The following is a 14048-nucleotide window of genomic DNA, read 5'->3' on the forward strand; positions in this document are numbered from 1 at the left end:
TGGACCCCATTGCTAATAATATTATATCCCGTTCTGCCCAACATTCTCTGAATGATCTTCCGCCTTTTCAAGGAAGTGCAGTTCGACGCGAGCCACAGGCTCCTCCACGACAGGGGGAAGTGCAACCGCCTCCACGGGCACCGGTGGAAGGTCGAGGTCTGGATGGAGGGGATCCCGGGGGAGAGGAGCGGGATGGTCGCCGACTTCAACATGGTAAAGGAAGTCGTCTGCAGGTTCGACCACCAGATAATCCTCAACCGCGACGACCCCATGGTGGCCGCGGTCCGGGAGTTCCACCCCGTGATCACCACACAGGGCGAGCCGACGAGCGAGAACCTCGCTGCCCTCATCGCCGGGCTCCTGCGCGAGGAGTGCACGCGCCAGGGACTCGACGCCCGCATCACCCGCGTCAGGGTGTGGGAATCCCCCGCGTGCTACGCGGAAGTGACCTATGAGAGTGCATGAAATCTTCAGGAGCCTCCAGGGTGAGGGGATACGCCAGGGGATGCCCTGCACGTTCGTCAGGTTCGCGGGCTGCAACCTCGATTGCGCCTGGTGCGACACGCGGCCTGCGCGCACGGGGGGCGAAGAGATGGATGGGGACGAGGTGTTGTCCCACGTGAGGAGACTCGGGGGACGGTACGTCTGCATCACGGGCGGCGAACCCCTCCTCCAGGGTCCTCCCCTCCTCTCCCTCATCAGGGACCTCTCCGATGCCGGGTACACAATCGACATCGAGACGAACGGTACCCTCGACTTCTCGCCGTTCCAGCCCTATGCCTCGATCTGCATGGACGTGAAGTGCCCGTCTTCCGGCGAGGAGAGCGACCTCTCGCTGGTCCCGCGGCTCACGGACGCCGATGCACTCAAGTTCGTCGTCAGGGACAGGGAGGACTGCGAGTACGCCGCGGACGTGATGAGGAGGTACTCGCCGCGCGGCCACGTCTTCTTCTCGCCCGTGTGGGGGACAGATCCCCGCGGGATCGCGAGGTTCCTCATCGACGAGGACCTCCCCGCGCGCCTCCAGCTCCAGATCCACAAGGTCATCGGGGTGATGTAGGGCGATGCGGGCGGTGTGCCTCCTCTCCGGCGGGATGGACTCGTCCACGCTCGCCTACGTCGCGCGTGACATGGGGTACCGCATCCTCGCGCTCCATGTCAATTACGGCCAGAGGACCGAGGTACGGGAACGGGCCGCGGCGAGGACGATCGCCCGCCTCGTGGGCGCGGAGGAGTTCCTCGAGGTGGACATCTCTTACCTGAAGGTCTTTGGCGCAAGCAGCCTCACGGACCACGCGATCCCGGTCGAGCCGTACAGCCCCGAGAGGGAATGCATCCCCAACACGTACGTCCCGTTCCGGAACGCAAACCTCCTCTCCATCGCGACGAGCTACGCGGAGTCGCGCGGCGCGGACGCGATCTTCATCGGCGTCCAGTCGCAGGACTACAGCGGGTACCCGGACTGCAGGCCGGAGTTCATCGAGGCGTTCCGGAAGGTGATCGCGACGGGGACGCGGAGCGGGGACCGGATCAGGCTGGTCACGCCGTTCATTTCCATGTCGAAGAGGGAGATCCTCTCGCTCGGCCTCTCGCTCGGCGTCCCGTACGAGCACACGTGGTCGTGCTATCAGGACAACGAAATCGCGTGCGGCGTGTGCGGCGCGTGCCACTTCCGGCGCGCTGCGTTCGCGGCGCTCGGGGTCCGGGATCCCCTCCCCTACAGGAGCGGCGAATGACAGAGCTGTACAGGGGAAAGAGGCTCTCCGTCGAGAGGAAAGAGTACGTCCTCCCCGGAGGGAGGAGGGTCGAGAGGGTCTCCGTCCACCCGGGGAACGCGGTCGCGGTCCTCCCGTTCTTCGGGGACGGGTCGTGCTGCCTCATCAGGCAGTACCGGTTCGTCGTCGGGGAGTACATCCTCGAGGCCCCCGCGGGGACGCTCGAGCCGGGGGAAGACCCCCTCGACGCCGCCCGCAGGGAGCTCGTCGAGGAGACGGGGTACGATGCCGCTGAATTCGTCCCGCGGGGGTGGATCTACACGACGCCGGGGTTCACGGACGAGGTGATATACCTGTATGAGGCCCGCGGTCTCCGTCCCGCCCCGAAGCGGGAGAAGGACGAGGACGAGGTGATCGAGGTCGTGAAGGTACGGGCAGGGGACCTCCCCGCGATGGTCAGGGATGGCCGCATCAACGACGCAAAGACGATCTGCCTCGTCTTCCGGTGCGCGGCGGGCGGGGCATGAGGGGCGCTGCTCCCTGCATCCTCCCCGCCGTCATCCTCGCGGCAGGGATCCTCGCGGCGGGGTGCGTGGGGGAGATCCCGCCCCGCGGCGGCAACTTTTCCGTCGACGAATCCGGCAGGCTCTCGCTCCGGTGCCCCCCCTGCACGGCGAACGCGAGCGTGATCTCGGTCTCCGGGAACGTGACCCTCCTGCGGGTGGTCTTCTCGTCGGGGCAGGGAGACGTCTACGCAGTCGCCGCGGTACCCCCTGCCCCGAGGGCAGGGTTCGTCCTCTCGCCGGGCGCGGGGGTGAGGAAGGAAGGGTACGTGGAGATCGCCCGCTCCTACGCGGAGAACGGCTACGCCTTCCTCGTCCTCGACGTGCGGGGCCACGGCGGGGAGACCCCCGGGTACCCCCTCGACCTCGCGCGCGATTTCGGGAAATTCAGGTCCGGGGAGTGGCCCCAGTACTACCTCTCCATCTGCGACGTGATTGCCGCCCGCAGGTTCCTGCAGGAGACGTACGGTATCCCCGTCCACGCGGTGGGGGAGAGCAACGGGGGGAGGTACGCCGCGATCGCCGCGGAGGTGGATCCCGCGTTCGCGGGGTACATCGGCATCTCGACGTCCGGGTTCTCCCGGGCGGGGGACAGGTACACGGGCGACGCCCGCCGGTTCCTCCTCTCCGTCGACCCCGTCACCCTCGCGGGTTCCCTCTCCGGCCGGCCGTCGTGGATCTTCCACGCGCCCGAGGACCCCGTCATCCCCTTCGACGAGGGGCGCGCGCTCTTCGATGCCCTCCCCGAGCCGAAGGCGTTCTTCCCCTTCGAGGGGACCCACGGGTCAAACGAGCTGGTGCACCGGACGATCCTCTCGGAATGTGCGCAAATTTATGGGACCGGGGGTTGAAATGTATTGAAGTTTGGGCGACGGGGAGAGGGCGATGACCGAGGTACAGGAGATGGACGAGGGCCGGAGGAAGTACGAGTTCCGCAGGACTCTCGAGAGACTCCAGTCCAAGCAGGGGAGCGGGACAGAGCTGATATCCCTCTACATCCCGCCTGACAAGCAGATCCACGACGTCGTCGCCCAGCTCCGCGACGAGTTCGGGCAGTGCGCGAACATCAAGAGCAAGCAGACCCGGACGAACGTCCAGAGCGCGATATCGTCCATCCTCTCCCGCCTCAAGTACTACAAGACGCCGCCGCCGCACGGGATGGCGATCTTCTGCGGCACGGTCCAGCTGCAGGGGGACAAGACGGACCTCGAGTGCACGATCATCGAGCCACCAGAACCCCTCAACCTCTACATGTACCGGTGCAGCTCGGTCTTCGAGCTGGAACCGCTCCTCCAGATGCTCGAGGAAAAGAACGTCTACGGGCTCCTCGTCCTCGACCGCCGCGAGGCGTACTGGGGGTTCCTCCGGGGCAACCGGATCGAGCCCGTCGGGGGAGTCACGTCCACGGTCCCCGGCAAGCAGAGGAAGGGGGGCCAGTCGAGCGTCAGGTTCCAGAGACTCCGGGAGATCGCCATCCACGAGTTCTACACGAAGATAGGGGAGCGGGCGAGCGCAACCTTCCTCGCCGAGAAGGACTTCTACGAGCGGTTCAAGGGCGTCCTGATCGGCGGCCCGAGCCCGACGAAGGAGGAGTTCGAGGCGGGGCACTACCTCCACCACGAGATCCAGAAGCGTATCATCGGCCTCTTCGACGTCGCCTACACGAACGAGAGCGGGCTCGCGGAGCTCGTGGAGGCCGCGCGCGACGCACTCAAGGGGGTCGAGGTGATCAAGGAGAAGGAGCTCATGAACCGGTTCCTGCGGGAGCTCGTGAAGGAGGACGGGCTCGCCGCGTACGGGGAGGAGAGCGTGCGCAGGAACCTCGCGATGGGCTCTGTCGACACGCTCCTCCTCTCCGCCTCCCTCCGGAAGTCGCGCGTGAAGGTCCGCTGCCAGGCGTGCGGCCACTCCGGGGAGCGGACCGTCCAGCTCGAGCCGGGAAAGACGATCGCCGATATCGTCTCGGCCCAGACTTGCAAGTCGTGCGGCGGGCCGCTCGTCGTCGAGGAAGAGACGGACATCATCGAGGAGCTGACGAGGCTCGCGGACCAGACGAGCACGCGGGTCGAGATCATCTCCGACGACTTCGAGGAAGGGGCGATGCTCGCCTCGGCATTCGGCGGGATCGCCGCGATTCTACGGTACAGGACGGGGTACTAGGATGTCGTTCCTCGATGTTTACTCGCGGATCGGATCCGCGCTGCGCGAGGTGACGGGGCAGGAGAACGTGTCCCTCGCGGACGGCGGACCGCACGCGGACCTTGCGAGCACCGTCGCGTTCTCGCTCGCGCGGGCCATGCGGAAACCTCCCGCGGCGATCGCGGGGGACCTCGCGGCCAACCTCTCCCGGCGCGGGGAGCTCCGGGGCGTGAGGGTCGAGGCCGCGGGGCCGTACCTCAACTTCCACCTCGGGCAGGAGATCCTCGAGGAATGCCTCGCCGAGGCCACCCGGCCCGGTTACGGCTCGTTCCCCGCCCGGGAGGAGCGCGTCGTCCTCGAGCACACGAGCGCAAATCCCAACGGTCCCCTCCACGTCGGCCACATCAGGAACACCGTCATCGGGGATACGCTCGCGCGGTGCTTGCGGAAGGCAGGTTACCCGGTGGAGGTCCAGTACTACGTGAACGACATGGGACGCCAGATCGCGATCGTGGTCTGGGGGTTCCGCAACGTCCCCCGGGAGGAGATTCCGGGGGAGAAGGGCGACCACCGCGTCGCGCGGGTCTACATCGCCGCGAACAGGGCGCTCGAGGAGCGGCCCGAGCTGGTCGCGGAGGTGGACCGGCTGATGCAGTCGGTCGAGGCTGGCGATCCCGGGACCGTCCGAGAGTTCCGGTCGGCGGTCACCGCGTGCCTTGAAGGGTTCAGGACGACCCTCTCGCGCCTCGGCGCGAGGCACGACCGGTTCATCTGGGAGAGCGACTTCGTCCGGAACGGCGACACGGAGCGGGTCCTCTCGAGGCTCTCGCACATGGAGGAGTGCCGGGAAGAGGGCGGGCGGCTCTGGCTCGACCTCTCGGCACACGGCTTTGGGAAGGAGTACGTGCTGCGCAGGAGCGACGGCACGACCGTGTACGCGGCGAGGGACATCGCGTACCACGTCTGGAAGGCGCGGAACTTCGACAGGGTCATCGACGTCCTCGGCGCGGACCACAAGCTGATCGGCGCGCAGCTCGTGACAACCCTCCGCCTCCTCGGCGAGCGGCCCCCCGAGATCGTCTTCTTCGAGTTCGTGTCCCTGCCGGAGGGGTCGATGAGCACCCGGGCCGGGAAGTTCGTCTCCGCCGACGAGCTCCTCGACGAGGTGACGCGGCGGGCGTTCGAGGAGGTGACCCAAAGGAGGCCGGAACTCCCGGAGGAAGAGAGGCGGAGGATCGCGCAGTCGGTCGCGCTCGCCGCGGTGCGGTACGACATCGTGAGGATATCCCCCGACAAGAGCACCGTGTTCGACTGGGAGGAGGCCCTCGACTTCGAGCGCCAGAGCGGGCCGTACATCCAGTACGCCCATGCCCGGGCCTGCAGCATCCTCGAGAAGGCAGGGGAATTCGGGCACGCCTTCGCACTCGAGGATCCCCGCGAGCTCGCCCTCGCCCGCCACGTCATCCGGTTCCCCCTCGTCGTCGAGAACGTCGTCCGGGAGCTCAAACCCCACCTCCTCGCCGTGTACGCCCGGGACCTCGCGGACCTCTTCAACACGTTCTACCACTACGTCCCCGTGCTAAAGAGCACGGGCACCCTCCGGGACTCCCGTCTCACGCTCGTCCTTGCGGCCAGAAACACGCTCGCGGAGGCATTGCAGTCCCTTGGCATCGAACCCCTCTCCACCATGTGACGCCCTCCGGAAGCAGGGCTACCAGTTCTTCTCCGAGGGGTCATCTGCTGCCCTCAAGCCCTGCCTTTGGTGCAAGAAGGCGCTCCGCGGCGGCGAGCAGTGCTACAAGCACCAGTTCTACGGGATCGAGAGCCACCGGTGCGCCCAGATGACGCCCACGCTCCGGTGCAACCAGCGGTGCCTCTTCTGCTGGAGGTCGTTCGAGCACGTCTACGCCGGGGAGAGGGACTGCGCGCCCGCCGATATCTGCGCGCGCATCCCCGCCCTCCAGAAGAGGGCGCTCTCGGGGTTCAAGCCCTCGCCCCACGTGGACCCCGCGCGGTTCGAGGAGGCACTCCGGCCGCGCCACGTCGCGATCTCCCTCTCCGGCGAGCCGACCCTCTACCCTCACCTCCCCGCGCTCGTCGACCTCCTCGCCGAGAACGGGTATTCCACGTTCCTCGTGAGCAACGGGACGAATCCCGACGTCCTCTCGCGGTGCAGGCCGTTCCAAACCTACGTCTCCCTCTGCGCACCGGACAGGGAGACGTACCTCCGCCTCTGTCGGCCGGAGGGAGACTTCTGGGAGGACATCATGGAGAGTCTCGCGCTCCTCGGGAGGCGCCGGTCGGCCGTCAGGATCACCCTCGTGCGGGGGTACAACGACAAGGACCCCCTCTCCTACGCACGGATGCTCCAGGACTCGGGGGCGACCTTCGTGGAAGTGAAGGGATATATGTTCCTCGGATACAGTAGAAGGAGAATGGATCGGGAGAACATGCCGAGCTTTGCGCACGTGAAGGCCTTCGCGGGAGAGATTGCCCGGGGGTGCGACTACCGCGTCAAGGACGAGAACGCGGCGAGCCGGGTCGTCTGCATGGAGCGTGCGGGATGAGGTTCGACCCGGCCGCCTGGAAGGCGAGGTCCCGCGAGAACTTCGAGCGGGCGTGGCACGATGGCCCGTCGGTCCTCACGCCGCCGCGCGAGAGAGAGACGTATCCAAGGCTCCGGTACCCCGACCCGCGTCCCCACCCCGTCTTCGAGATGGTCCACCGCCTCCGCGAGACGTACCTCCGCCTCGGTTTCGCAGAGACCTGCAACCCCATCATCGTCGAGGAACAGGACGTGTTCAGGCAGTTCGGGCCGGAGGCGAGGGCGGTCCTCGACAGGGTCTTCTACCTCGGGGGGCTCGACCGGCCCAACCAGGGGATTGGGAAGGAGGAACTGGAGGGTATCGCGGCCATCACGGGCAGGCCCGTCTCCCCGGGAGAGGAGGAGCGGCTCCGGCAGATCCTCCAGGACTACAAGAGGTCGGCCATCGACGGGGACGAGCTCGTCCACGCGACCTCTGAAGCCCTCGGGATCGACGACGGGCTCACGGTGGAGATCTACGAGAAGGTCTTCTCGGCGTTCCGGGACCTCTCCCCCCGTGCCTCTCGCTCCACGCTGCGCAGCCACATGACGAGCGGGTGGTTCCTCACGCTCGCCGCACTCTGGGAGCGGAGTCCCCTCCCCCTCCGGCTCTTCTCCGTGGACCGGTGCTTCCGGCGCGAGCAGGAGGAGGGGCCTACGCGCCTCGTGAGCTACCACTCCGCCTCCTGCGTGGTCGCAGGCGAGGATGTCACGAACGAGGAGGGGAAGGCCGTCTCGGAGTCGCTCCTCTCCGCGTTCGGATTCACGGAATTCCGGTTCCGCCCCGACGAGAAAAGGTCGAAGTACTACATGCCCGGGACGCAGACAGAGGTCTACGCCCGCCACCCGGTCCACGGCTGGGTCGAGGTGGCCACCTTCGGGATGTACTCCCCGTCCGCGCTCGGGGAGTACGGGATCGGCGTTCCCGTGATGAACCTCGGGCTCGGCGTGGAGCGGCTCGCGATGATCGTGACCGGCGCGGGGGACATGCGCGCCCTCGTGTACCCCCAGTTCCACCCCCGGCCCCTCACCGACCTCGAGATTGCACGCGGCGTCACAGTCCGGAGCGAGCCTGCGACCGTCGAGGGGAGGATGCTCGCGCGCGCGATCGCCCGCACCGCGAGGGAGCATGCGGCGGAGACGGGGCCCTGCTCGTTCCTCGCCTACGAGGGGACACTCTCCGGCGAAAGGGTCCGCGTCTGGGTCGAGGAGCAGGAGGAGGGGGCAAAGCTCCTCGGCCCCGCGTGCGAAAACGAGGTCTTCGTGTGGGACGGGTCGGTCCTCGGCGTCCCGGACACGCCGCAGTGGGCAAGGGTCCGGTCAGAGGGAGTCCCCTGCGGGATCTCATACCTCAGGGCAGTAAGCCTCCTCGCCGCGGCCCGCATCGAGGAGGCGGCCGCCTGCGGGAGACCCACGCACGTGCAGGTGAAGGTCGCAAAGCTCCCTAGCGACGTCAACCTCCGCATCGCGGACCACGTGATGCGGGACATCACCGACAGGAAGAAGAAGGTCGACGTCCGCGGGCCGGTCTTCTTCGCGGCGAGGTCAGAGATCGCCTGATACCCGCCGTTGACGGTCTCCCATCGGCCGGTTGCGGGACGGGCCTCGGGGAGGACCCAAAACCCCCCCGGAAGTGTCCGCGTGTTCCATCAGGAGAAACTGGAGGACCCGAGAAAAACGGGGGAGTTTGCCGGGTCCTTCACGAATCAAGGTGGCTCATGGAGGGTTGCAGAGGGAGGCCGGTTTTCCCCCGGCCTCCACGATCCCTGTGTCGGGGACGTGGCCTATAAACACCCGCCGTGGGGGGTGAAAGTGGGGATCCCCCTTCCCCCACATTGATTTCCGCCCGAGGGCCACCAATGGGTGATGCAGATCCGGATCGTCGCGGTCGGGCGCGCGAGGGAGGGGTACATCCGGGAAGGGATGCGGGAATACTGCGCGAGGATCGCGCCGTACCATAGAATCGAGCTCATCGACGTGCAGGAGGAGAAGGTCCCACCCCGGCTGGGAGAGAGGGAGAGGGAGTCTCTCCTCGCGAGGGAAGGGGAGAGGATCCTCGCCGCCGCGGGCGGGACGGGAATCCTCGTCGCGTGCGCGGTGGACGGCGCGCAGTGGAGCAGCGAGGAATTCGCATATCGCCTGAAGAGCTGGGAGATCTCCGGCCAGCCGCGGGTCACCTTCGCCATCGGGGGACCCCTCGGCCTTGCCCCGTCCGTCCTCTCGTGGGCAAACGAGAGGCTTTCGCTCTCGCGGATGACGTTCCCCCACGAGCTCGTGCGCCTCGTCCTCCTCGAGCAGATCTACAGGGCCTGCCGGATCAACAGCGGCGAGGCATACCACAGGTGAGGGATCACGGGATTATCTCGCAGCCGTTGTAGCGCGTGTGGGAAAAGTCCGTTATCTTTACGAGTCCCTTCCTGATGCATTCCCTCACGCGGGGCAGCACGCCCGAGAGGCTCGCGTGGAGGTTCTCGACGGTCCGGCAGACGGCCCTCCGCATCCCGTCCGGCCACGGCCGCACGACCTGCGCGTAGAGGCACCTCCCCCCGCAGAACCCGAGGATCGGGCAGGCCCGGCACTCCGAGTCGACCTCCACGCGGGGGAGGGTGCACGGGTCGGACGTGGCGACGTGCCCGACGTAGTATCCCTTCATCCCCACCATCACGGGGCAGGGGCCGATGTGCCCGTCCGTCATGATGGTGTAGTTGGCATGGCCCGCACCGCACCGGAGGGCACTCTCCCGGCCCGAGAGGAGGTCCTCCATTGTCTGGAGGAAGGGGTACCAGCGACGGACGCTCCCGCCCTCCTCCATGCACGAGACCCAGTCGTCCACGAGCCGCCGTATCCCCGGGTTATAGCTCTCTTCCGCCCACTCGCAGAACCTCCGTGCCGCCGCGTCGCCGGAGAACTCCGCGTCGAGCTGCCAGTGGATCGACCAGAAGGGGATGGAGGGGTTCTCCGCGAGTGCCCACACCGCCTCGTGGATGTCCGTATCCTCTCCCACGGTCATCCGCGCGATGACCTCTCCCCGGAACCCCCCCCGCACGAGTTCCCCGAGGTTCTCCATGACCCGCCGGTACGTCCCCTCCCCCCTGTGGCTGTCGGTGAGCTCCTCTGTCCCGTCCAGCGAGACGAGGATTGTCTCGAACCTGTTGCGGTACGCGGGCGGGAGGTCTGCGAGGAGGAGCCCGTTTGTCTGGACCATGAACCTCCGGACCGGGGCGTTGTCCATGATCTCCATGACGAGGGGGATCCGGAGGAGGGGCTCCCCGCCGTAGAAGGTCAGGCATGCATCCCGGTCCCTCCCGAGGAAGGAGTAGAGGTCCTGCAGGTCGACCGAGAGATCCGGGGGGAGATCGGTGTCGATCTCGACGTCCCGCCCGCATGCCATGTCCGAGACCCCGGCGTGGATCCTCCCCCGGCAGTAGCTGCAGCACAGGTTGCAGTCGTCGGTGAGGATGAGGTGAAAGAAGGTCATCTTCCCACGGGGAGGTGTCAATCGGTCGGGAAATCCCGGCGTCGCGGGCGTTGCGCCCACGAACGCGAGAATACCCCCCACGCGCACGCGGCGAGGGGGAGGAGGGAGGGGAGGGGTGTCGTCTGTTTCCTCGTCGGTTTCGTCTCGGGGACGACGGGGGTCTGGAGGATCTCGGGCGAGCTCCTTCCCCGGAGGAGCGTCTCGTTCACCCGCTGGAGCCCGGCGATCGCCCGCCCCATCTTCGGGTTCACCGCGATGGCCTCCCCGTACGCGTCGATGGCCTCCTGGTAACGGCCGAGCCTCGCGAGGGCGTCCCCCATCGTGGCCCAGAGGAGCGCGTTGTACTTCGCCTCGTTCGGGTTGCGCCGCAGCTCCCTCTCCGCGAGCCGGATGACCTCCGTGTAGATCTCCATCGCCTTCTCGGGCTTCCCCATCTTCTGGAGACAGACGCCCTTCTCGTAGAGCGTGTAGAAGTCGTTCGCGTTGATGGCGAGCGCCCTGTCGTACGCCTCGATTGCCGCCTGGTACTTCTCCTGGACCTGGAGCGCGTCGCCCTTGTTCTTCCAGGCAATCGTGTAGTACGGGTCGATTTCGAGTGCCCTCTGGAACGATTCAACCGCGTCGGGGAACCTTCCGACCTTCATCTGGGCGATCCCGAACCTGTTCCAGATCTGGCTGCTGTAGGGGTCGAGGTCGAGTGCTTCCTCGTAGAGGTCGAGCGCCTCCAGGAACTGCCCCTGGACCACAAGGTCGTCTGCCCTCCTCGCGAGGTTCTGTGCCTTCTCCGCGGGCGTATCGGCAGCTGCCGGAGATGCCGACAGGACGAGGATGGCGAGGCACGCGAAGATGCACGCGAGCCTCCCACCTCCCAGGGAGAACACACCACCCTCCATACCGGTGTAGTATTTTCTTGCGGGCCATAGCATATAATGTTCTGCCGGGAGGGAGGCCGGGGTGGACGGGTGCGGATGGGACGAGGTGGGCAGGACCTCACCCCAACGTCCCGTCCCGGGAAGGACCTCTTTGCCGGGGACTGTGTACGGCTACCGGGCTATCCCGCCCGATATCGCGGGACCCGGGCGATCCCCGCATCGGAGGACCCGGATGCCGTAGGGTTCGCCCGCGTCCCGGTCACACCCCTCGCGGGTACCCTCGCGATCGATACGGACCGGCTCGGAATTTCCCTTTCGGCGGGAAATTCCTCGTTCCCCCGGTGACGCGGCCGGTCACGCCCCCTCCTCGTGGGACCGTGGTGTGGAACGGGGAGGATTGTTCCCAGTCGCCACGCGATGGTCGAAAGGTAATAGAGCGATTCTTGACGCGGGAGCATCCTCGAGGATCCGGGCATAATCTGAATGAATCCTGGACCGTCTCTGGAAAGGACCCGGATAACGGTGAGTCGGGGAATCATGGAAATGTCTATGATTACCCGGATTCCACCGGGATCGCATGAAACGGGTCGTCATCAATGCACTAGTGGATGTATGTTGCCTGGTTACTCTCGTTCCATCCGCTCTCTCGGGGCTGGTGCTCTCCTTTGTCCTGCCACCCGGTGGACGGGGGAGCGGGTGGATGCAATTCCTGGGCATACCCCGCAACCAGTGGGTCGCCGTGCACAACAGTTCTAGTCTCCTCTTCATCGCACTGCTGGTTCTCCACCTCCTCCTCCACTGGAAGTTCTTCTGGAACTTTCCCCGGTACCTGGAGACAAGTGCCGGTGAATAGGGGGAGAGCCAGGACGGGTGAGACCGTGGCGCCAACCGCGAACTCACGGGGTGGATCGCAGTACTTCGAATGGAGAACTACCCCCATTCCACGATTATTTATGGGAGGAGAAATACGGGAGCATGACACCCATTACACCGGGAGGGATCGAATGTGGATGTGAAAAAGGTACTCCTTGTCTCCATCCTCCTGTCGGCGATCGTCGTGGTCGCCGTTGCGGGGAACGCGGGCGGACCCGGCGGGAAGGCGGGGCAGCAGGTCCAGAAACAGGCTCAGGAACAGGCTCAGGTACAGGATAGGCCGCAGGAACAGTCCCAACAACAGAACATTGACAAGGTCCAGAGCCAATCAAAAGCGCAGTTGAACGCCTCGGGGGACCGGATCCGGGAGGAAGAACGTCTCCGGAACCAGACGAGGGCATTGAGGGGCGCCCAGCTCCACAAGCAGATTCAGGATCGCAAGCAGGAACAGGATCGCCTGCACGCGACCTTGCCTCCGGAGCAGCAACGCGTCCACTCGCGTTACAGCAACGTGAGTGCCTTTGTCCACACTCTTCTCGACGAGGGACAGGCCCGGGAGATGCTGGGCGGGATAGGTCCGCAGGTCTCGGCCTTTGCCCGCGAATTCAACAATTCCCTCCAGGCCCAGGTCAGGGCAGAAGAGCGGATCGAGACGCGGAATATGTTCGTCCGCTTCCTCGCCGGGGGAGACGAGGAGGCTGCGAGGTTGCTCGCGCAGGAGGCTGTCCGCAACCAGGAACGGATCCAGCAGGCACGCGAGCTCATTGCACAGTGCGAGGACTGCGATCCCGAGGTCCGTGAGATACTCCAGGAGCAGTTCCGGGAGATGGAGCAGCAGCAGGCCCGGATCCAGCAGCTTGCCCAGAGGGAGAGGCAAGACAAGGGGATTTTCGGCTGGTTGTGGAAATAATCCACAAATGCTCCTCGTTTTCCTCCAAAAATCTCGCGTGCACGATTTGGTGTTTCCCGCGACCTGTCGTCCCCATGAGCCTTTCGGGAGACCCGACCGTGCACGCGGTGGGGAGAATGTCTCGGAATACCCTAAACCGCAAGTCCCCCGCATTTCCACTGGCGCCCCCCTTCGCGCTCCCCGCAACGCCGCCTCATTTCTCGCGCAAAGCAGCGTCACGAATGACCAGCGATTCCTAAATGCTCTCATCACGAGTGTCAGTAGCACGATTCAGCCTGCACACTTCACGCTTTCTTCAGAAGAAAGTGGGCTCGAGGAGATTCGAACTCCTGACCTCCGCTGTGTGAAGGCGAGGCGAGAAGGAAATCAGGCAATGAATACCGAGGAATTCGGGAAAGAAGCCGCAGGTGAAGAAATCCCAGCAGAAGCAGAGGAAGGAGCACAGGAGATAAGCGAGACGCAGGACATGCACCAGCTCTTCCGGATACATGAAAGGCGGTTTACCGAGTGGCTAAGGAAGAGAGTATCGGAGCAGACCGTGAAGGATTACCTCGCTGCGATCAGGAAGGTACTCAGGAGCAGGAGGATAACCAGGCCTCTGGACCTCTCCGGTATCGAAGACGATAAGCAGATGCGAGAGTTGAGGAATTTCCTGAACTACCTCTCGGATGCGGATATCGACTCCCCCTTAGGTTACCCGATTGCGAAGTGGAAGAGCAACCTCAGGATCAAACCCGCAGGGGTGGTTGAGATTTATCCGACCGACGAGGAGATCGTCGAGGCGTATCGCCGGTGTCCTGCTGAGTGCAGGTGCATCGAGAAGAGCTACGATAACCTGATTGTCGAATGACCACAGATACACAAAGATTGATGGCATACCAGACCAATCACCTGCATAATCCCCGTGAGGATAC

General features: G+C 65.4%; 15 protein-coding genes. 13 read left to right on the forward strand and 2 right to left on the reverse strand.

Translation table 11 applies throughout. From position 1 onward, the window contains the following. Positions 1-51: 51 nt before the first annotated feature. The 10 genes from QFX32_03725 to rlmH all read left to right on the forward strand — a co-directional run bounded on the left by QFX32_03725 (position 52) and on the right by rlmH (position 9347). On the forward strand, positions 52-465 hold the full coding sequence (locus tag QFX32_03725; GenBank protein ID MDI9633148.1) for a 6-carboxytetrahydropterin synthase: 414 nt from the start codon (positions 52-54) through the stop codon (positions 463-465). Next, a complete protein-coding gene (locus QFX32_03730; protein ID MDI9633149.1) occupies positions 452-1060 on the forward strand; it encodes a radical SAM protein in 609 nt (202 codons plus the stop codon). Before QFX32_03725 ends, QFX32_03730 begins: the two co-directional genes overlap by 14 nt. 4 nt (positions 1061-1064) lie before the next feature. After that, positions 1065-1736 (forward strand): 7-cyano-7-deazaguanine synthase QueC, encoded by a 672-nt coding sequence (gene queC, locus QFX32_03735; GenBank protein ID MDI9633150.1) that lies wholly within the window; start codon positions 1065-1067, stop codon positions 1734-1736. Beyond that, positions 1733-2242: an NUDIX hydrolase gene (locus QFX32_03740; protein ID MDI9633151.1), complete on the forward strand. Its 510-nt coding sequence runs from the start codon at positions 1733-1735 to the stop codon at positions 2240-2242. Before queC ends, QFX32_03740 begins: the two co-directional genes overlap by 4 nt. After that, positions 2239-3129, forward strand: a complete 891-nt coding sequence (locus tag QFX32_03745; protein MDI9633152.1) for an alpha/beta fold hydrolase — start codon at positions 2239-2241, stop codon at positions 3127-3129. Before QFX32_03740 ends, QFX32_03745 begins: the two co-directional genes overlap by 4 nt. 34 nt (positions 3130-3163) lie before the next feature. After that, positions 3164-4438: a peptide chain release factor aRF-1 gene (prf1, locus tag QFX32_03750; GenBank protein MDI9633153.1), complete on the forward strand. Its 1275-nt coding sequence runs from the start codon at positions 3164-3166 to the stop codon at positions 4436-4438. 1 nt (position 4439) lies between these two features. Next, on the forward strand, positions 4440-6110 hold the full coding sequence (gene argS, locus QFX32_03755; GenBank protein MDI9633154.1) for an arginine--tRNA ligase: 1671 nt from the start codon (positions 4440-4442) through the stop codon (positions 6108-6110). After that, positions 6082-6984 (forward strand): 4-demethylwyosine synthase TYW1, encoded by a 903-nt coding sequence (gene twy1 / locus QFX32_03760; GenBank protein ID MDI9633155.1) that lies wholly within the window; start codon positions 6082-6084, stop codon positions 6982-6984. The genes argS and twy1 overlap by 29 nt, the downstream gene beginning before the upstream one ends. Next, positions 6981-8561 (forward strand): O-phosphoserine--tRNA ligase, encoded by a 1581-nt coding sequence (sepS, locus tag QFX32_03765; protein ID MDI9633156.1) that lies wholly within the window; start codon positions 6981-6983, stop codon positions 8559-8561. Before twy1 ends, sepS begins: the two co-directional genes overlap by 4 nt. Positions 8562-8867: 306 nt before the next feature. Next, positions 8868-9347: a 23S rRNA (pseudouridine(1915)-N(3))-methyltransferase RlmH gene (rlmH, locus tag QFX32_03770; protein MDI9633157.1), complete on the forward strand. Its 480-nt coding sequence runs from the start codon at positions 8868-8870 to the stop codon at positions 9345-9347. A gap of 4 nt (positions 9348-9351) precedes the next feature. Here rlmH and QFX32_03775 read toward each other — a convergent pair whose 3' ends face one another. Beyond that, a complete protein-coding gene (locus QFX32_03775; protein MDI9633158.1) occupies positions 9352-10479 on the reverse strand; it encodes a TIGR04084 family radical SAM/SPASM domain-containing protein in 1128 nt (375 codons plus the stop codon). 17 nt (positions 10480-10496) lie between these two features. After that, positions 10497-11360 (reverse strand): tetratricopeptide repeat protein, encoded by an 864-nt coding sequence (locus QFX32_03780; GenBank protein MDI9633159.1) that lies wholly within the window; start codon positions 11358-11360, stop codon positions 10497-10499. 568 nt (positions 11361-11928) lie between these two features. Here QFX32_03780 and QFX32_03785 point away from each other — a divergent pair. The 3 genes from QFX32_03785 (at position 11929) to QFX32_03795 (ending at position 13984) form a co-directional block, all read left to right on the forward strand. Next, positions 11929-12204 carry a DUF4405 domain-containing protein gene (locus tag QFX32_03785; GenBank protein MDI9633160.1) on the forward strand — a complete coding sequence of 92 codons (276 nt, stop codon included), beginning with the start codon at positions 11929-11931 and terminating at the stop codon, positions 12202-12204. A 159-nt stretch (positions 12205-12363) separates the two neighbouring features. Then, on the forward strand, positions 12364-13134 hold the full coding sequence (locus QFX32_03790) for a hypothetical protein (protein ID MDI9633161.1): 771 nt from the start codon (positions 12364-12366) through the stop codon (positions 13132-13134). Positions 13135-13507: 373 nt separating this feature from the next. Further along, entirely contained in the window at positions 13508-13984 is a 477-nt protein-coding gene (locus QFX32_03795; protein ID MDI9633162.1) for a hypothetical protein, read from the forward strand. Positions 13985-14048: the final 64 nt, after the last annotated feature.

The sequence above is a fragment of the Methanolinea sp. genome, assembly GCA_030055515.1.
In the GTDB taxonomy this organism is placed as follows: domain Archaea; phylum Halobacteriota; class Methanomicrobia; order Methanomicrobiales; family Methanospirillaceae; genus Methanolinea_A.